Annotated in this window: 7 protein-coding genes; all 7 read left to right on the forward strand. The window is 48.4% G+C overall.

What is annotated here, in order from left to right; all coding sequences use genetic code 11:
* Positions 1-196: 196 nt before the first annotated feature.
* The 7 genes from Cabys_RS03855 to Cabys_RS03885 all read left to right on the forward strand — a co-directional run bounded on the left by Cabys_RS03855 (position 197) and on the right by Cabys_RS03885 (position 17531).
* Positions 197-2314, forward strand: coding sequence for a T9SS type A sorting domain-containing protein (locus tag Cabys_RS03855; protein ID WP_006928848.1), 2118 nt, complete (start codon positions 197-199; stop codon positions 2312-2314).
* Between the two features lie 47 nt (positions 2315-2361).
* Entirely contained in the window at positions 2362-4536 is a 2175-nt protein-coding gene (locus Cabys_RS03860; RefSeq protein ID WP_006928849.1) for a T9SS type A sorting domain-containing protein, read from the forward strand.
* Between the two features lie 93 nt (positions 4537-4629).
* Positions 4630-7365: a TonB-dependent receptor gene (locus tag Cabys_RS03865; protein WP_006928850.1), complete on the forward strand. Its 2736-nt coding sequence runs from the start codon at positions 4630-4632 to the stop codon at positions 7363-7365.
* 24 nt (positions 7366-7389) lie between these two features.
* Positions 7390-10560 (forward strand): hypothetical protein, encoded by a 3171-nt coding sequence (locus Cabys_RS03870; RefSeq protein ID WP_006928851.1) that lies wholly within the window; start codon positions 7390-7392, stop codon positions 10558-10560.
* 25 nt (positions 10561-10585) lie between these two features.
* The gene (locus tag Cabys_RS03875; RefSeq protein ID WP_006928852.1) at positions 10586-11608 is read left to right on the forward strand and encodes a PorV/PorQ family protein; all 1023 of its coding nucleotides are present in this window, start codon (positions 10586-10588) and stop codon (positions 11606-11608) included.
* 20 nt (positions 11609-11628) lie between these two features.
* Positions 11629-14112, forward strand: coding sequence for a T9SS type A sorting domain-containing protein (locus Cabys_RS03880; RefSeq protein ID WP_006928853.1), 2484 nt, complete (start codon positions 11629-11631; stop codon positions 14110-14112).
* A gap of 131 nt (positions 14113-14243) precedes the next feature.
* A complete protein-coding gene (locus Cabys_RS03885; RefSeq protein ID WP_006928854.1) occupies positions 14244-17531 on the forward strand; it encodes a S8 family serine peptidase in 3288 nt (1095 codons plus the stop codon).
* The last annotated feature ends 44 nt before the right edge of the window (positions 17532-17575 follow it).

Here is a 17575-nt window from a genome sequence, read left to right on the forward strand (position 1 = left end):
CTCCAAAAAAATTATACACAACCTTGATTTTATAGGTATAATTCATTTAAGTTAAAAGAGTTTAAAGGTTAGGTAAGTTTGCGGAGAAGCTAAGTAATCATTTTTTAAATAGGTAAAATGTGACGAATGACATATTTTTCTATGTAGAATAATAATATTCTTATTAAAGTACAATTAAAATTGAGGAGGAGAGAGCGTGCGTTTTGTTACAGTCGTTTTTATGGTTTCCATTTTAGTTAGTTCTGTTTTGTCCGGGGCCCTGCCTAAAAAAATCGATAAAGCCCGAGTTTCGAAGGCAAGTATTCAAAAGGTACGCATTCAGGACGTACTGCCCCCTGGCGACACAAAAGATCGTATTTTGCCTCTGAGTAAAAGTCCGGTGCTCCCTTTGCAAAAGCCAATGGTTACGGGCAAATTTTACACCGACCATTCGGTGGTGGTTAAGATCGATTCATCACGTAACGGATTCGGCTGGTTAAACACAGCCATTCGTTCGGTGGATCATTTTAACGGCATAGATGCCATGGACGTGGAAGTGGATTTTGTGGTCGCCGCCTATCGTCAATATATCCTGGCCAATCCTGCCACCGGCATTATCGGCGCCACCACCATTGATGTGGCCAATGGCCTGGACAATGCGGAGTTTTACCGACATGTAGAGCTTAATCAGGACCTGGCTGCCGGTACTGTGGGCGGACGTTATCCTGGCGCGGTAGCCATTGATCGGCCTTTTATTCATTTTAATCAATATATTTCCGGTGATGCACAAAATTCTCCTGCTCTGTCCGATCCTTATCTGATCACCGATTACGGTTCTTACGGCATCAATGGCGGCGCATGGACGCCCTCCATCAAAATGGATGAAGGATACCAGCACTGGACGTTTGACAATAATCGTTTGTGGAACGGGCCGGTTGAAGTGGTAAAAGGCAATGACGGTTTATATCATTATGTGGGCGCGTACCGAAACTGGACCATCGCCGGCGAAAGCCAGCCCTATGAATATGTGCTGTTAAACGCACAAACGGACGATCCCACTTTTGGCTGGACGATTGATACCGACCCGACGGTCATCGATACCATGAATTTTTTCATTTATCCGGCGATTTCTATAAACAAAAATGGCTTTGGCGCCTGTGTTGGCGTGGGGCACGCCGGGCCGCATCCAGGCGATACCTTTTATCTGAGCGAGCTTCGATTGATGGTTATGACCACGCAGGATTACGGCCAAACCTGGACCGACGTGCGTGAAGTAAGCTGGGCCGAACTGGGCATTCCGGAGGAAATTACGGCAGCCGATTCGGTTTATGTTCTCGCCAATCCGGATGATCCCAATGATACGACGATGGTTATTTATGAAGGGCCGGCTTATGTGGCCATTCCGAACAACCATTCGGTTGATGTGCTGGTAACCGAAGACAATAAAATTTACGTGGCCTTCGATATTACCTGGGGGCCATGGGCCACCGAAAACAGCTACTATCGCAGTCCCTATTATTGCGGCTTGCATGTGGCCATCAGCACAGATGAAGGCGCCACTTTTAAAGATTCTCATGTGGCTATTAATAACGGTTTTTATGAAGGCGATGAAATGAGCGATCAGGTGGACGACAATTTCTTCTTTAATTCGGAAGCGGATCTGTCGGTTGATGAAAACGGTGTGATTTACGTTACCTGGCTCGATCGCCCCAGTACAGGCGTTGAACCGGCCGAGAAGAGTCGTTACAACAATCCGAACGAAGGTATTTTGTTAAAAGCCGATGTTTTTACGGCGCGTTCCATAGACGGCGGCAAAACCTGGACCTGGAAGATGAATGTTACGCAAACGCAAAGCGTGGATGAGTATGAGTTGAAAGCGGTGCGCAAAGCCTCTTCCCGCAATAACGGCACGGTTTGGTTTGCCTATTGCGAAGTCGATCCGAATCAGCCTGTGGCCCAGGGAGATCCCGACGCGTACACCTACCGTACGAATCGCGTATGGGTTGGCGAAGCGTTTACCTATCCCGATTCTGGCGTGGGCATCGATGATCGCAAAGAAAACTTAGCCGTTAATCACGTGTTGTTACGTAATTATCCAAATCCGTTCAATCCCAGTACGCATATTGAATTTAAGAGCGGAGAGGCCGGAAGAGCGGTTCTTACCGTTTACGATGTGAACGGCCGTTTGGTCGGTAAAATTTTTGATGAACGCGTTAATGCCAATCAGTCTTACAAAGTTTTATTTAACGCTAAAGACCTGGCCTCCGGAGTTTACTTTTATCGATTAAATGTAAACGGTCATTTTACCACGCGCAAAATGGTGTTAATGCGTTAATAAAGAAAAAGAGGATATCTTTAAATAATTAATTTGGAGGAGTTATTATGCGTCGTCTTTTTTACGTTACATTAATCATGGGGCTTGCCATTAATTTTTTAATGGCCAGACCCAATCGTTCATTCAATAAGTGGGTTGTGCAAAATCCCGCGCAAATCAGCGCAAAAGTAAATTTTTTAACGCAATTGCCGGTAGAACCGATTAAGCCTTTTGCCACGGCCCCGGTGTCGCAGAAGAGACTGCAAAAGAGTAATAAAGTAATGCAAACCACGGCCGGCACGAATATTATGATCGATGTGTCCGGTAATGGCTATGGCTGGTTAAATCCCATGACCAGAAAGCTGGATCGCTGGACAGGTACGGATGTGCAAACCAGCGACGCCCGGGATGTGGTTCTGGTTGCATACCGTGGCGAGCTCTCTGACGCAGACGGTAGCGCTCGTGATATTTGCGCTACCGAGCTGGATGTTTCCGCTGGTCTGGGAGCCGGCGCAACTTATACCTGGTCTGGCGACGATGGCACTGAGTTGAACGCCGGTATCAGCGGTATTGGCGGCCGTTATCCCAGCGTTACTGCCTTGGATTATCCTTTTGTCTTTTTTAACCAATACATTTCGGGAGATGTACAGACCGTTCCTGCCGAATCCCATCCTTACATGATTACCGACTGGGGCACTTATCTGGATAATGGCGGCATCTGGTCGACGCCCGATTTTTTGATGGATCAGGGCTGGCTCGATCCTGACTTAAACGATTTATTTGCTTATAAGGTTAACCGTCTGTGGAACGGCGCGGTTACGGTGGTTAAAGACGCCAACAATATCTATCACTGGTGCGGCGTGTATGAAACCTGGTTTTCCGATCTTGAAAAGCAAAACAATAATAAACAAAATCATAAAAACATTATGACCGCTACCTCATTTGACGATACTCCGGCAAACGGCTGGACATATGGCTGGGATGTGGGCAACGATCCGGTTTTGATCGATCCGAACGTCGTTTCTCTGCCCCGCTGCGGTATTTCCATGAATTCCAGCGGTTTTGGCGTTATTGCAGGCCCTGGCCACCTGGGCTGGCACGATCCGGATTCCGGTTATTATTATAATGAAACCAAAATTACCTATGCCGTTACCTATGATTATGGCGTAACCTGGAGCGCCTGGGATACGGTCAGTTTTGGCGCTATGGGCATTCCTACCTACCACAATGCAGAAGATTCTCTGTTATGGGATGTTACCATCATTGGCACAGATACCATTTACACTCCCTATCAGGGCCCGACCTTTCTGGGCACCAATTTTGATATGAGCGTTTTAGTGGACGAGAATAATACGATTTATGTCGCTTTCAACTGCCTGTGGGGTAAACCTGGCGATGGCGGCTGGTATCCTTCGCCCTATTATTCGGGCATCTGGCTTGCTAAAAAGACAGAAACGGGTGTCTGGGAAGGCTCCCATGTGGCTTACAATAACGGCGTTTACGAAGGCGATGAGCAAATCTCTGGCATGTCCGCGTACTTTTTTGACTCGGAGCTGCAGGTTAGCCGCGATGACCAGGGTAACCTTTATATGGCCTGGCTGGATCGCCGTCGCACCCAGGTTCAGGTATCGCGCTTTAATCGTTACAGCGATCCGGAAACATACGGTTCGGACGCCACCTACAAAACCGATATCTATGCCGCTCATTCCATTGACGGCGGCGTAAGCTGGTCTGACCAGATCAATTGCACGGATTCTCCCGGCGTGGATGAATATGAGTTGAGTCTTTCTCCGAATTCCGCTAATCAGACGGCTCGCGGCGATTACGGTAAAATCTGGTATTCCTTTTGCATAGCCGATACCCTGAATGGCGATCCCGCTGTGGATGCCTATATTGAACTGGCCAATGAAGTATGGGTTGGCGAGGCCAGTAATTTCAATCCGCCGGCGGCAATTGGCGATGAAACGCCTGTGGTTCGCACCTATTCGCTGGAACAGAACTACCCGAACCCCTTTAATCCAACCACGACCATCGAATTTGTTCCTTTGACCAATGGACGCGCCACTCTAAGCGTTTTTAACACGGCTGGACAAAAGGTGGCCACCCTGTTTAACGGAAACGTTATTAAAGGGGAAAACTATCAATTGACGTTTGATGCCACCGGTCTTGCTTCTGGCGTATATTTTTACAAATTACAAACGGAGCAGGGCGTAGAAATTAAGAAGATGGTGTTGATGAAATAAATAAATTTACAGGCAGGGAGCAAAAGCTTCCTGCCTTATTTTTTTCCTTTTTTCGTGAAAATCATGTCAATTAAGCAAAGGTATGGTAGTTATATGAAACGCCTTGTTTTTGTTATTACAGCGCTTGTATTTACACTCTCCTCCATCTTTGCCGGAACCACCGGAAAAATTGCCGGTCGGGTTGTTGACGCGCGCACCAAAGAACCGCTGGTAGGCGCCAATGTTTATCTAAAAGGGACAAACTTTGGCGCGTCAACAGATCAGGATGGCGAATTTTACATCATTAATGTTCCCGTAGGAACGTACACGATTATCGCGGTTTATGTCGGTTACCGAACCATTGAACATCAGGGCGTCCGGGTTATTCTTGATCAAACCACGGTTGTCAATTTTGAAATGAGCGAAGAAATTGTAGAAGGCGAAACCATCGTGGTTACGGCAACGCCTTTTAAAGTGCAAAAGGATGAAACCTCAAAAAAGATTACCATTCAGGCCGATGAAATTCAGTCTATGCCGGTGCAGGACTTTTCTGATCTGGTGGTTGCCCAGGCCGGCGTCATCCAGATCGAAAGTAGCGTTCAGGGCATCGCCGGATTTGAGGACCGGGGCATTGAAGAAATCCACGTGCGCGGCGGTCGATCTGGCGAAATCGGCTACACCATCGATGGTACTTATATTGTGAATCCCTTTTACGGGGCCAAATATTCCTGGACAGAGTTAAACGATTTTGCCGTTGAACAGGTAGATATGAAAACCGGCGTATTCGACGCTGAATACGGCGGCGCCCTGTCCAGTATGATTAATATTATCACGCGAGACGGCGGCGAAAAGCTGGAAGGAAATTTGCGTTTTTACACCTCCAATCCGGCCAATTTAGCCAACCTGCATGAATTTACCGTTGATCCGGAATCGCGCCTGCGGCTGGCTCCTTTAAAGCAAGATTATTTACGCGACTATCGCGAAATTAGCGGCGGGCTGGGCGGCCCCGTTCCGGGCACCAATAAAAAAGTTCGTTTTATTGTAACCGGTAGTCGTCTGGCAACGGCCTATCGCGTTTATGAATTCGATTACGTTACTTTCGATAAAACCCAGGATCAATTTTCAGAACACAACCGTTATCTGAATAAATTGGATACGATTGCCGGCTGGCATCAGATGGGCTTCCGCTACAGCTGGGATTTGTATGGAAAGCTGAGCTGGAGAATTTCCAATGCCATGAAGCTTACCTTTTCTAACTGGAATCTGAAAACCACTTTCCGCACGGCCAATCTGTCCAATTATTCTTATCAATATTATGAAGCCGGGCGTAACATAAACACGCAAACTTCCGATCGCCAGGCTTTAACCTTCAATCACCAGCTTTCGAGGAAAACGTTTTATGACGTCAGGCTTTCCCGTTTCTATCAAAAGATGTTTATCGGCGTAACAGACAACGGGAATTACGACGGTCGTTATTTACGGCCCGACGAATATGAAAGACCGGGCTTTGACGAAGACTGGCAGAATAACCCTTACTGGTATGAATATTACATAAAAGGTCATGATCGTTATTACCACACCAACTATGCCGAAACGTATGAGGCGATTATCAATGTGTTAAGCCAGGTTACCAAACACCATCAGTTAAAGGCTGGTGTTGACTACCGCCGACATACGATTTTTATCGATGAAATTCAGTTACCCTGGCTATTGACGCCGTATGTGGAAAAATATAAGCGGCATCCTGAAGAATTGGCCTTTTATGTTCAGGACTTGCTGGAATACGAATACATGACCATCCACCTGGGCATGCGTGTGGACCTGCTTAACGCCCATTCCAAATACTGGAAAAACCCTTACGCGCCTGCCGATGAGCGTGAGCTGGTGGATTCTGGCTGGGAAGTCAGTTACAGCCCGCGCATTAGTTTTTCCCATGTTATTACGGAGAACGCCACCTTTACTTTTGGCTACGGCCAATTTACGCAAACGCCCACTTACCGGAATAAGTACATTAATCCCAATCGCGATTTGAAGACGTACTCACCGCTGGTTGGTAACGCCGGTTTGAGTATGGAAAAGATGACTGCTTATGAATTTGGCCTGAATGTGGGCGTCACCGACAACCTGATTGCTCAGGTTATTGGTTGGTCCAAGGAGTACTCGGGCTTAACTTCCACCGAGCGCGTACCGCAATTCCCTTATTCTTACACGATTTTTCTAAATACGGATTATGCCACCGCGCGCGGCATGGATGTGGTTATTCGTCGGCGCGGCTCGAATTCGAACTTTGTATTGCAGTACACCTTATCGCGCGCCACGGCTAATCGTAAAGATCCGTGGGAAGGCTACCGCGAAACCGATACGCCGCGAACCATGCCCAAGCGTGAGATATTGATGTCTTACGATCGGACGCACGATTTTAGCATCCTGTATTCTTACCGTCTGCACGATAAGCAGGGGCCCGGGCTGTTTGGCGTTTATCCCTTACAAAAAACCAGCTTTGATTTGATGTTTCTGGCCATGAGCGGCGCGCCATACACGCCGGTTATTGGCAATGTGGCCGGCGAAACCAATTCGGAACGCGGGCCCTGGAATCTTACGACCAACTTTAATTTCAGACGCTTTTTTAACGTGGGCGACTTCAGACTTATTTTTGGAATTCGCGTGCAAAACCTGTTTGACTGGAAAAATCCAATCGATATTTACCCGGAAACAGGCAAGGCCGATGACCCGGGGCCGAGAATCAATGAACTGATTGAAATGGGTTGGTTTTCCAGAACGTTGTGGGATCAACCCTATCGTTATGGCCGCAGACGCCAGATCGATTTTTCTTTAGAAATTGCGTTTTAACAAAGAACATTGGTGGGAAAGACTATGAAAAAGATTTTTATTGTCTTGATGATGATGGCTATTGTTTTACAGGCGAAAGAGATTCCCAAAACGTCGGGGTTAGCGAAAGGCGTTATTACCGACCCCTTGTTAAACCGAGCGCGCGCCTATCTGGACAAGGGAAAACTCAAAATGGCCGTGGAAAATTACGGCATCTTTTCGGGAACCGCCTCCCCTCAGGGCTTATGGGGCGATTTTCAGTACATTTCCAATCTATCGCTGGTGGTTGGCATTCCCGGGAAGGATAAAGACGGAAATCCCTATCCATGGGCGGTCGGTCCCAAAGAACAATTTATCGTAAAAACACAGGAATTTCAGGTGTTCGGTACGGATACCACCTACTGGGGACCGACGGTTTCCGAATCGTGGTTTGACCGTACGCCGCAATTGAACCGTACTGACTGGGAAGCGGTCGAGGATCATCGCATTCGTTTACATAATCCGCTGGCTACCGCCGGCGAATTTTACGGCAAGCTGGGGCTTTACACCAATCCGGAAGACCAGTATCCTTTGATTGCCACCAGTAATATCCCGGATACCTGGCCTGGTACAGACGAAGAACGCCACTGGCCCGGTCCCTGGGCGACGGATATTGTTGATCCCAACAAAGAGCTGGAAGGCGTTTTTGTTTCGGATCAGGATATCTATTTTGAATTTGACGATCGGCTGGCCACCAGAGATATTGATCCCACTCAGGGATATCCGATTGGCATCAGGGCTAAAGTTTCCGGCTATTCTTATGGCGCAAGTATTTCCGAAGACATAATCTTTTTTCGCATGACATTAATTAACGAATCGCCCTATCATTACGAAAACATGTACGCTGGTTTTTATTTTGATGTGGATTCCTACAACCGTCTGGCCAATGGTTCTTATGCAGGGCGCACGAACGATGACGACATGATGGGCTACAATCTGGACTACAATTTTGGCTACATCTACGACCTGGACGGCGACCATACCAATCCCTATGTGGGCGATAAAAAGCTGGCCTACACGGCGGTTAAGCTGCTGGATACGCCAACCGCCACCGAAGACATAGACCTGGATGGCGACGGACGGATCGATATTTTTGAAGGCGATAAACTCGGTTTAACCAGCTGGCACTGGTTTGACTGGTACTTTCGTCCCGGAGCGCGCGATGTGCATCCCACTCAGGGCCCGTGGTCCGGCGACGGACAAACGCGCGTTGCCGAAAACAAAGAGGAAATTCAATACAAAATTCTGGCCGGTGATACAACCAATTTATCTAACTACGATTCGACTTACTACTTCCATCCGTTGCGCACCGAGGTGGGTTACGGTGAATTGAATCCGCGCTTTGATTCCATAGAAGGCCTGCTTTATGAATATCCGGAAGGCCTGGATTGTGTGTTTATTATGGGCTCCGGCCCCTTTAGCATGGCGCCTGGCGATTCCGTCCCCTTCTCTTTTTGCGTTATTATGGGCGAAGATGAAAAAGACCTGGAGGCCAACGCCAAAATCGCTCAGTTAATGTACGACAACAACTATCAGGGTGCCCGTCCGCCCAAGGCGCCGAATGTGATCGCCAAAGAAGACGATCGGCAGATTACGCTTTACTGGGATGCCGTTTCGGTAGAGGACGAAGATGTGATTACCGGTTACAAAGATTTTGAAGGCTTCCGCATTTACCGTAGCGAAGACAACGGAAAAACCTGGGGCACCAGATATTACGACGAAGAATCGAAAACCGCGTATTGGGAACCGCTGGCCCAGTTCGATCTGGATAACGAAATTGAAGGCTTTGAGCCGGTTGCGCCCCACCGCTTTTTGGGCGAGAATACGGGCATTCAGTTTAAATATGTGGATACGGATGTGGAAAACGGCCGCGAATACCTGTACGCCGTTTGCGCCTATGACCGCGGTTTTGTCCCCAATGATCCTCTTTTGGATCCGGATCGATTGGGCGAAACAAAGGGACTGAATTTTGAGCTGCCGTCGCTGGAGAATTTTCTTTCTAACAGCACCAATTTGCCGCACATCGTAAAGGCTATTCCGCATCGTCCGCCAAGCAATACCGAAATTTCCGACCTGGAAGTGCAGCGCGTGGAAGGCACCATTGGCAACGGTGTTTTTGAAATCGAAGTGATTGATCCCAAACAGGTGACCGGTCACACCTACAAAATTGCCTTTGATTGCGAATATAGTAATCCGCCGGAAAATACGGTTATTGTTCCCGGCTCGCAGACCTTTGATATTATCGATCTGGATCGGGCAGACACGCTTTTTGCCGATAGCAGAGAGTGGAATGAAGAAGGCAATAAGGATGAAAATAAATTTTTGCTGTTTGACGGCCTGCGCTTAAAAGTAACCATGACCAAAGAGATCAGTATTCAGGCTGAGGATGTTTACTGGACAGAAAATTCCAAATGTACTTATTCGTTAAAACCGACCATTACGCCAGCCAATGCAACGCGCGCCCGCTATGCCATTGTCTTTAAAGGCGAAGGAGCGGATTCGGTTTACCTCGATCGAAATTTTACCAGGTTTAAATATACGGTTCCTTTTCAGGTATGGAATCTGGTGACCAACCGCAAGGCAAAATTATGGGAACCGTCTCCGAGTTTTACAGAGTTTGACCGGAATGTGAGATATTTTGTGTTTGAAAACCATCTTTACGAAGCGCCGGAAGATTCCACCTATCTGCAAACATGGTATTTTGTCTTTGACTGGATTAAAGACGGAGATGTGGATGACGACGGCAATCTTCTGCCGGCAGATATTGACTGGCAGCCAGGAGACTCTTTGATTGTGCCGGTGAGGCTGCCTTTTGAACGGGGCGATGGTTTTCTGGTCAATACCGGCAAGGTGGCCAATACGCGTCCGGTAAAAGACGAGGACCTCAAAAAGGTTAAGGTGGTTCCCAATCCATATCTGGTGCATGCCGGGTGGGAAACCGATGATTTTGTGCGCAAACTGCAGTTTACCAACTTACCGTCCAAGTGCAAAGTCCACATTTTTACCCTTGCCGGAGAAAATGTCATTACCCTGTACCATGACAATAATTTTGACGGGAGTCTGGATTGGGATATGTTGACCAAAAATCGCCAGGAGGTGGCGCCGGGGTTGTACATATTTGTGGTGGAAACGGAAGACGGAAAAACCCAAACCGGTAAGTTTGTGATTATTAAATGATCGCAAGAAAACAGGAGTGAAGTTCATGAAATTCATAAAATATTTTGCTTTGATTGTTCTGATTCCCGTTTACGGGGCGTTTGCCCAGCAGGAATTGTCCAAAGTCGGCACATCCATGGGACAGTTTTTGAAAATAGGCGCCGGGGCGCGAGGCACCGCCCTGGGCGACGCCTATTCATCGGAAGTGAAGGATATCAGCGCATTGTACTGGAATCCGGCGGGAATCCAAAAAATCGGACGGCCTTCGGTGGGTATTGCCCAAACGCAGTTGTTTGCCGGTATTACCTATAATTTTTTAGGAGTCGTTCTGCCTTTAAATTCCAATACCACGGCCGGTCTTTCTATCACCTATCTGAACTCTGGCAATATAGAAATGACCACCATCGCCGAGCCGGAAGGAACGGGGACGACATTTACGGCAACCAATGTGGCCGTGGGGTTGACCGTTGCCCGACGCTTAACCGACCGCTTTGATCTGGGCGTTACCTTAAAATATGTTCAAGAAAAACTGTTCAGAGAAAAAGCCTCGACGTTCGCTTTTGACATTGGCTCACAATTTAACACAGGCATTTATGGCATGAAGTTGGGCATGAGCCTGGCCAATTTTGGCGGCAAAATGAAATTGGACGGCCCGGACCTCTCCCGGGATGTGACCAATGACGATACCGGCATTACTTACAGCGGCGGCGTACGCTGGAAAACGCTGGATTGGCCCATCCCTCTGGTTTTCCGTCTGGGGATTTCTGACGATTTGATTGGCGAAAATTCCTGGCTTGTTAAAAGCACCAGGCATCGTTTAACGGTTATTCTGGAAGCGAACGACCCAACCGATCATTATTTGCGTTACAATTATGGCGTGGAATACGAGTGGCTCAAGTTTTTTGCTTTACGCTTCGGCTATAAAGCAAATTATGACGAAGCCGATTTTACGGCCGGTCTGGGCCTCAATTTCGCCAAGTTTGGCATTAACGGTCGCCTGGACTATTCCTTCAACAATTATGGGCTGCTTGGCTATGTTCATAACTATTCATTTGAATTCAATTTTTAAATTAAAGAGGAGGAGTCGGTATGAAGTATTTATTGGTACTATGGCTTTCACTGTTTTTGCTGGGTTCTACACTGCTGGCATCGGAAAAGCAGCAGCGTACCTTTTTCCCGCAAAAGCAAAAGGAGCAGGTAGAATTTAAGGTTCTTAAAGAAGAGGTACAGCAGCAAAACCATCTTCAAAGCGTCAATCAGTTTGGTTTTGAAGGCGGTATTATTTTTGAAGAAAATTTTGAACCGGATGGCATCTGGCACCGCTGGGAAGCCATTGATTTAACCCATCCCCGCCCGGAACACGGCCCTTCATACTGGCATGTTACCACCTGGAATGCCATGGACAGCACCTGCTGGTGGCTGGCCGACACCAGTCTGGGCGATGTGGGCGGTTACGCAAACCACTGGTATCAGGTGCTGGACACCCCGCCCTTTATGGTTGACGATACCAATGCCGTGTTTTCATTCTGGCATCGTTTTAAAATAGAAGGCACCGCCGGCGCAGAAGATCCGTACGACGGCTGGGACGCCATGAATGTCAGAATTTCGTACGACAGCGGAAAAACGTGGATTGTGCTGCCTTTCAACAACTACAACATGCAAAATAGCTGGGCCTTTGGCCACCCCTCTCAGGGGCAGAATGAAGGACTGGGCATCCCCGGTTGGGCCGGCGAACAATTAAACTGGCGCAAAGAGATGATCAGTTTAAAAGATTTTGTAAAACCCGATACGGCCATTATGATCCGCTTCGCCTTTGCGGCCGATATGGGCTATTCTACAGCCGATGGCGGCCCCGATCTTTTTGGATGGCAGGTGGATAGTATTTTGATCGCCAGCGAAGATTCCGTCTTTTTCTTCAATAATGGCGAAGAAGACGGTATGATGGCCCGGGATATCGAATTTATCCCGCCGGAAGGCGGAAACCTGTGGCATGTGGTGGAGTATCTGGATGAGATGGACGCCTACCTGCCGCATTTCGCCCCGTCGCCGACGCATTTTGCGGTCGCTCAAAACAGCGGCGAAACCTTTGATCCGCTGGCAACCTATAACCCATACATGGATAACGTCTTTGTGACCGGGCCCATCGCCCTGCCCGACACCACGCCCATTTACATCGACTTTACGCACATGCCTTACTTTGCCGACGGCGATGCTTTTCCCGATGTAGAATACTGGCGCGTGGATGTGCGCGCGGTGGATAGCACCGACTGGGAAGCGGCCTGGATAGGCCCCAACGGCGAGCAATGGGTGTTTGCCTTCGGTTTTGATCAATGGATCTGGTTCTCCTATTTCTGGAATTATCCCAGCAATATGTCGCCGCTGGATATCTCGCGCTATGCCGGTCAGGATGTCTATTTACGCTGGCGCTTCTGGTCCGATGAAGACGAGCCCATCGGCATGGGATTGATGTTCGACGATGTGGTGGTTTATGCCCCGGTTAAAACCATTGAACCGCCCACGGGCATTGAGGTATCGGTTAACCCGGTTGATACCACCATTACCGTTCAATGGGATATGCTGGAAAATCGAATTATTCAGGTATGGCGTACCACGCCGGGCGATCAATACGTTCATCTGATTGCTGAAGTAAGCGATACAAACGCTTATGTGGATACGGATATCGAACCATTCCAGGCCTATTATTACACCCTGCGGTCGGTGGCGCTGTATGAGGGAACTTCTGACTTTTCGTCGCCGCTGGTGGGCGATGAGGTCATTCCTGCCACGATCTGGGAACTGGCCTACGATCGTTCCATGCCCGATACCGTTGTTGTGGCGCCTGTCAATAAACTGGTTTACGTTAAATTTACGCCCATTGCCTATCCCATGGATTTAAAGGGTTTTAAAGTTGCCTTGGACACCACAGGCACCAATGTGGTGGGCGCTTATCAGTTTACCTTCTGGGATGACGACGGCGTGGATAGCTTGCCGGGAACGAGGTTGCGTTATTTAAACAAAAGCGGCCTGGGATTTGGCTTTAATCGTTTGATCTTCGACGACAGCATCGCGGTGGATTCCGGCAGCATTTACATCGGCTTAAAGCGTTTTGGAAACGGCCCCAAAATCTTTGCCGAGTCTGATTCCATAGACGGCCATACCTATGTAGATACCGATACGGGCACCATTGTGCAGGCTGATCTGGATGCGCTGGTTCACGCCTATTTTGACACTTCGCGCACCGATTTTCCGACCGGCCTGTACGATAAAAATATGCCGCTGGTGGCCAGTCGCTATTATCTGGGACGCAACTTCCCGAATCCATTTAATCCGACCACGACCATTCCTTTTGTTATTCCGGATTATGCGCGCGGCCAAAAAGTAACCATCAATATCTACAATGTGCTCGGCCAGAAAGTGGCCACCGTGTTTGACGGCGTGGCTAAAGTCGGTTTGAACACCGTTAAATGGGATGGAACCAACCTGTCCGGACGTCCGGTGGGTTCTGGTATTTATATCTATCAGTTAAAAGGGAAAAATGTTTCGTTACAACGTCGTATGTTGCTTATTAAATAATGTAATGAACACATTGTGTTAACCTACAATCTCAAAGGGGATTGCTGTCCCCTTTGAGATTTTTTTATTTCAAAACTTTTGGGATTTTTAAGGGAAAAGTTTTAATAGTTGTGAAGAAATTAGGAGTAAACGTGCTTACGCGAAGTCTAATCGTTGGTTTAATGATTGCATGGTTCGGCTCTTTGATGGCAGGGACGCCGGAATATCAAAATAAGGAAATATTGTTTTGCCTAAAATCGGATCGTATGCCTTTGAGCGTATCCCGCCAGGGGAAAAATCTTACCACCAACTATGCGGCCATCAATCGGCTGCTAAGCGAAATAGGAGTGGAAAAAATTGAACAATGGCTGCCCATGGCCGATGAGCGGGATGTGATTGACGGCGTACGGCTTTCTCATATTTACAGAGTGGTGTTTAAAGATCAAAAATCAATGGATCAGTTGACGCAAATTGTACAAAAATTTCGACTGATCGAAGATGTGCATTCGGCTGCCCTGGAAGCGGTAAATCGCGTTTCAGGATCGTTCGAGCCTTATATCCCGGGGGATCCCTATTTTAACCGTCAATGGTATCTGGAAAATATTGGCGCGCCCAGGGCATGGGGCTTGTGGAGAAATAGCCTGCCCGGCGATTCTACCGTGCTGGTGGGCGTGGTGGATACGGGATTGGATTACACCCATCCAGACTTGAAGAATGTTATGTTTATTAATCCCGGCGAGGATGTGAATGGCGATGGGAAAATTACGGCCATTGACAGCAACGGCGTGGACGACGACGGCAACGGCTACATAGACGATTTTAAAGGCTGGGATTTTGCCAACGAAGATAACGACGTACGGCCGCCACAGGCCGGTCCGAGTCAGGAATTGAGCCATGGAACCCATGTGGCTGGCATCATCGCAGCCTTAACCGATAATGGCGTGGGGATTTCCGGCATTTCATTCCGTAGTAAATTGATTGTAACCAAACACGCTAAAGATAGCGATTTGTCCCAGCCAGGGATTATTAAAGGTTATCAGGGCGTGCTTTACTGCGCCAAGTTAGGCGCAAAAATCATCAATTGTTCCTGGGGAGGCGGCTACGATTTTTACGGCAAACTGGTTGTGGACAATGTGGCTCAAAATTACGGGGCCATTGTGGTGGCCGCCGCGGGGAACGACGGTCACAACAATGACGACAATCCGCAATATCCCAGCGATTATGATAACGCGGTGTGCGTGGCTTCGGTGCGCATCGACGACAAAAAAGCCTATTACTCTAATTTTGGAACCGTGGTCGATATCAGCGCGCCCGGCGGCGAAGGCTCCAGCTATGCCACGGCTATTTTAAGCACCATTCACGCCAATGCCGGCTCTTACGCCTCGTGGCAGGGCACTTCTATGGCTTCGCCGGTGGTGGCCGGCGCCCTGGCGCTGTTAAAAGCCTGGTTCCCGAATGATTCGCGCGATCAATTGCTGCAGCGTCTGTACAACGCGGCCGATCCCATCGATGATGTTAATCCTTCTTATCGCGGCCTGTTGGGCAGGGGGCGTGTAAACGTTTTTAATGCCATTGCCCGCGAAATTTTACCGAATATTTCCTTAAAAAGTTTTCAATTCGAAACCTCCGGCGGGCAAACGCCAGCTCCGGGAGACACCCTGTCGCTTAGCCTTACGCTGGCCAATAAAATAAACTGGCAGGATGCCTATCATGTCCGCGCGGTCTTAAAATCCAGCTCGCCCTACGCTGTTGTGCTGGATTCGCTTTTCTGGATTGGCGAATTGCCCGCCGGCGCCGACACCATTCTCGACCAGTTCCGGCCGCGTGTGCGGATCGATCCTCAGGCGCCGCTGCAGGATTTACGTTTTCAATTAAAAATCACGGCCAACGACACATCGGAATATTGGTTCGAAAGTACGGAAGAGCTTGTTTTAGCCGTTTCGCTCAATCAAACAGGCTTTCCGCTTAACGGCATTGGCCTGAGCTTGGCCATGACCTTTGTGAAAGACGCTTCAGAAAATAAGATCGTGGGCATTACCAATCAGAACCAGTTGACGGTTTATGATCAAAATGGGCGCAAGGTAAACGGCTTTCCGCTTGAGGTGGACGCCACCAGCGCCGCGCCGGTGATTGCCGATCTTGATCTGGACGGTCAGAAGGAGATTATTACCGTAAATCGCCGGGGCATTTTGCGCGTGGTCGGCTTTGACGGTAAAATAAAAAAAGAATTTAAGCTGGACGAACCGGTTTATGGCGACCTGGTCGTCGGAAACTTTGACGCCGACCCTGAACTGGAAATGGCCTTTGGCACCATGCACAGAAACATCCATATTTTTAACCTCGATTCCACGCAAATTAACGGTTTTCCGCGTGCCATGAGCAGTCTGGTCAATTTAGGCGGAGCCGTGGCCGATTTGAACGGCGACGAGATGGATGATTTCGTGATCGGAACCTTTGACGGTAAATTGCACGTCATTTTAAGCAATGGCGATTCGCTCCCTGGCTTTCCGGTAAATTTAAGTACGCGTGTTGTCGTAAATCCGGTGATCGGAAAATATGGAGACAGCCTGTTTATTGCCGTGGCCACGCTGGATAATAAAATTGTCGTTTTAAACAAAAACGGGCAGATTAAGTTTGAACGCGCTTTGAGTGAAAGCGTGACCGGAGGCCTGATGCTTGCGGATGTTAATCAGGACGGCGCGCCGGAAATTTGCGCCATAACTGCTGATGGCAGGCTGTATTTACTGGAAGCGGATGGCGCTTCTTTTAACGATGTTTTCCCCTTGCAATTAGATGGCACACCGCAAACCGCGCCTGTTAGCTTTGATGTGGATAATGACGGCCAGCTCGAAATTTTAACGGTTGTCAATCAGGGCGTTTTACATTTAATTAAACTGGACGGACGCGAAGTAACCAATTTCCCGGTCGATCTTGGCGAAGGCGTTAGCTCGGTTCCGGCGCTGGGCGATCTGGACGGCGATGGCGATACGGAAGTGCTGGTCAGTACGCAGTCGGCATTGCTGGCCATTGACCTTCCGACAGATGCAGGGTTTGTGGACGCCTGGAACACCTATCAGGGAAACAATCATCGGACGGGTAGTTTTGGGGTGCCCGTTTCAGCCATTGCGGACAAAGAAAAGCGGCCGCTGCCCGATTCTTTTGAACTGCTGGCCAACTATCCCAATCCCTTTAACCATCAAACCGTTATTCAGGTAAATGTACCGGGGCAATTAACGGCCTCTGGATTGCAGCTTTACATCTACAATGTGCTGGGCGAATTGGTGTTCGAAAAATCCATAAAACGTCTCAATGCGGGACTTAACCGAATTCGGTGGGACGGCCGGGATAGCGCCGGAAAAATATTGAGCTCTGGTATTTATTTTTACCGGGTAAAAATAGGGCATCAATCACGTGTGAGCCGTTTGTTATTGATTAAATAAGGTACGGGGCTGGTTTCTATGGAGCCACAAACGCGATAAAAAAG

Origin of the sequence: Caldithrix abyssi DSM 13497, assembly GCF_001886815.1 — a bacterium.
GTDB classification, from domain to species: domain Bacteria; phylum Calditrichota; class Calditrichia; order Calditrichales; family Calditrichaceae; genus Caldithrix; species Caldithrix abyssi.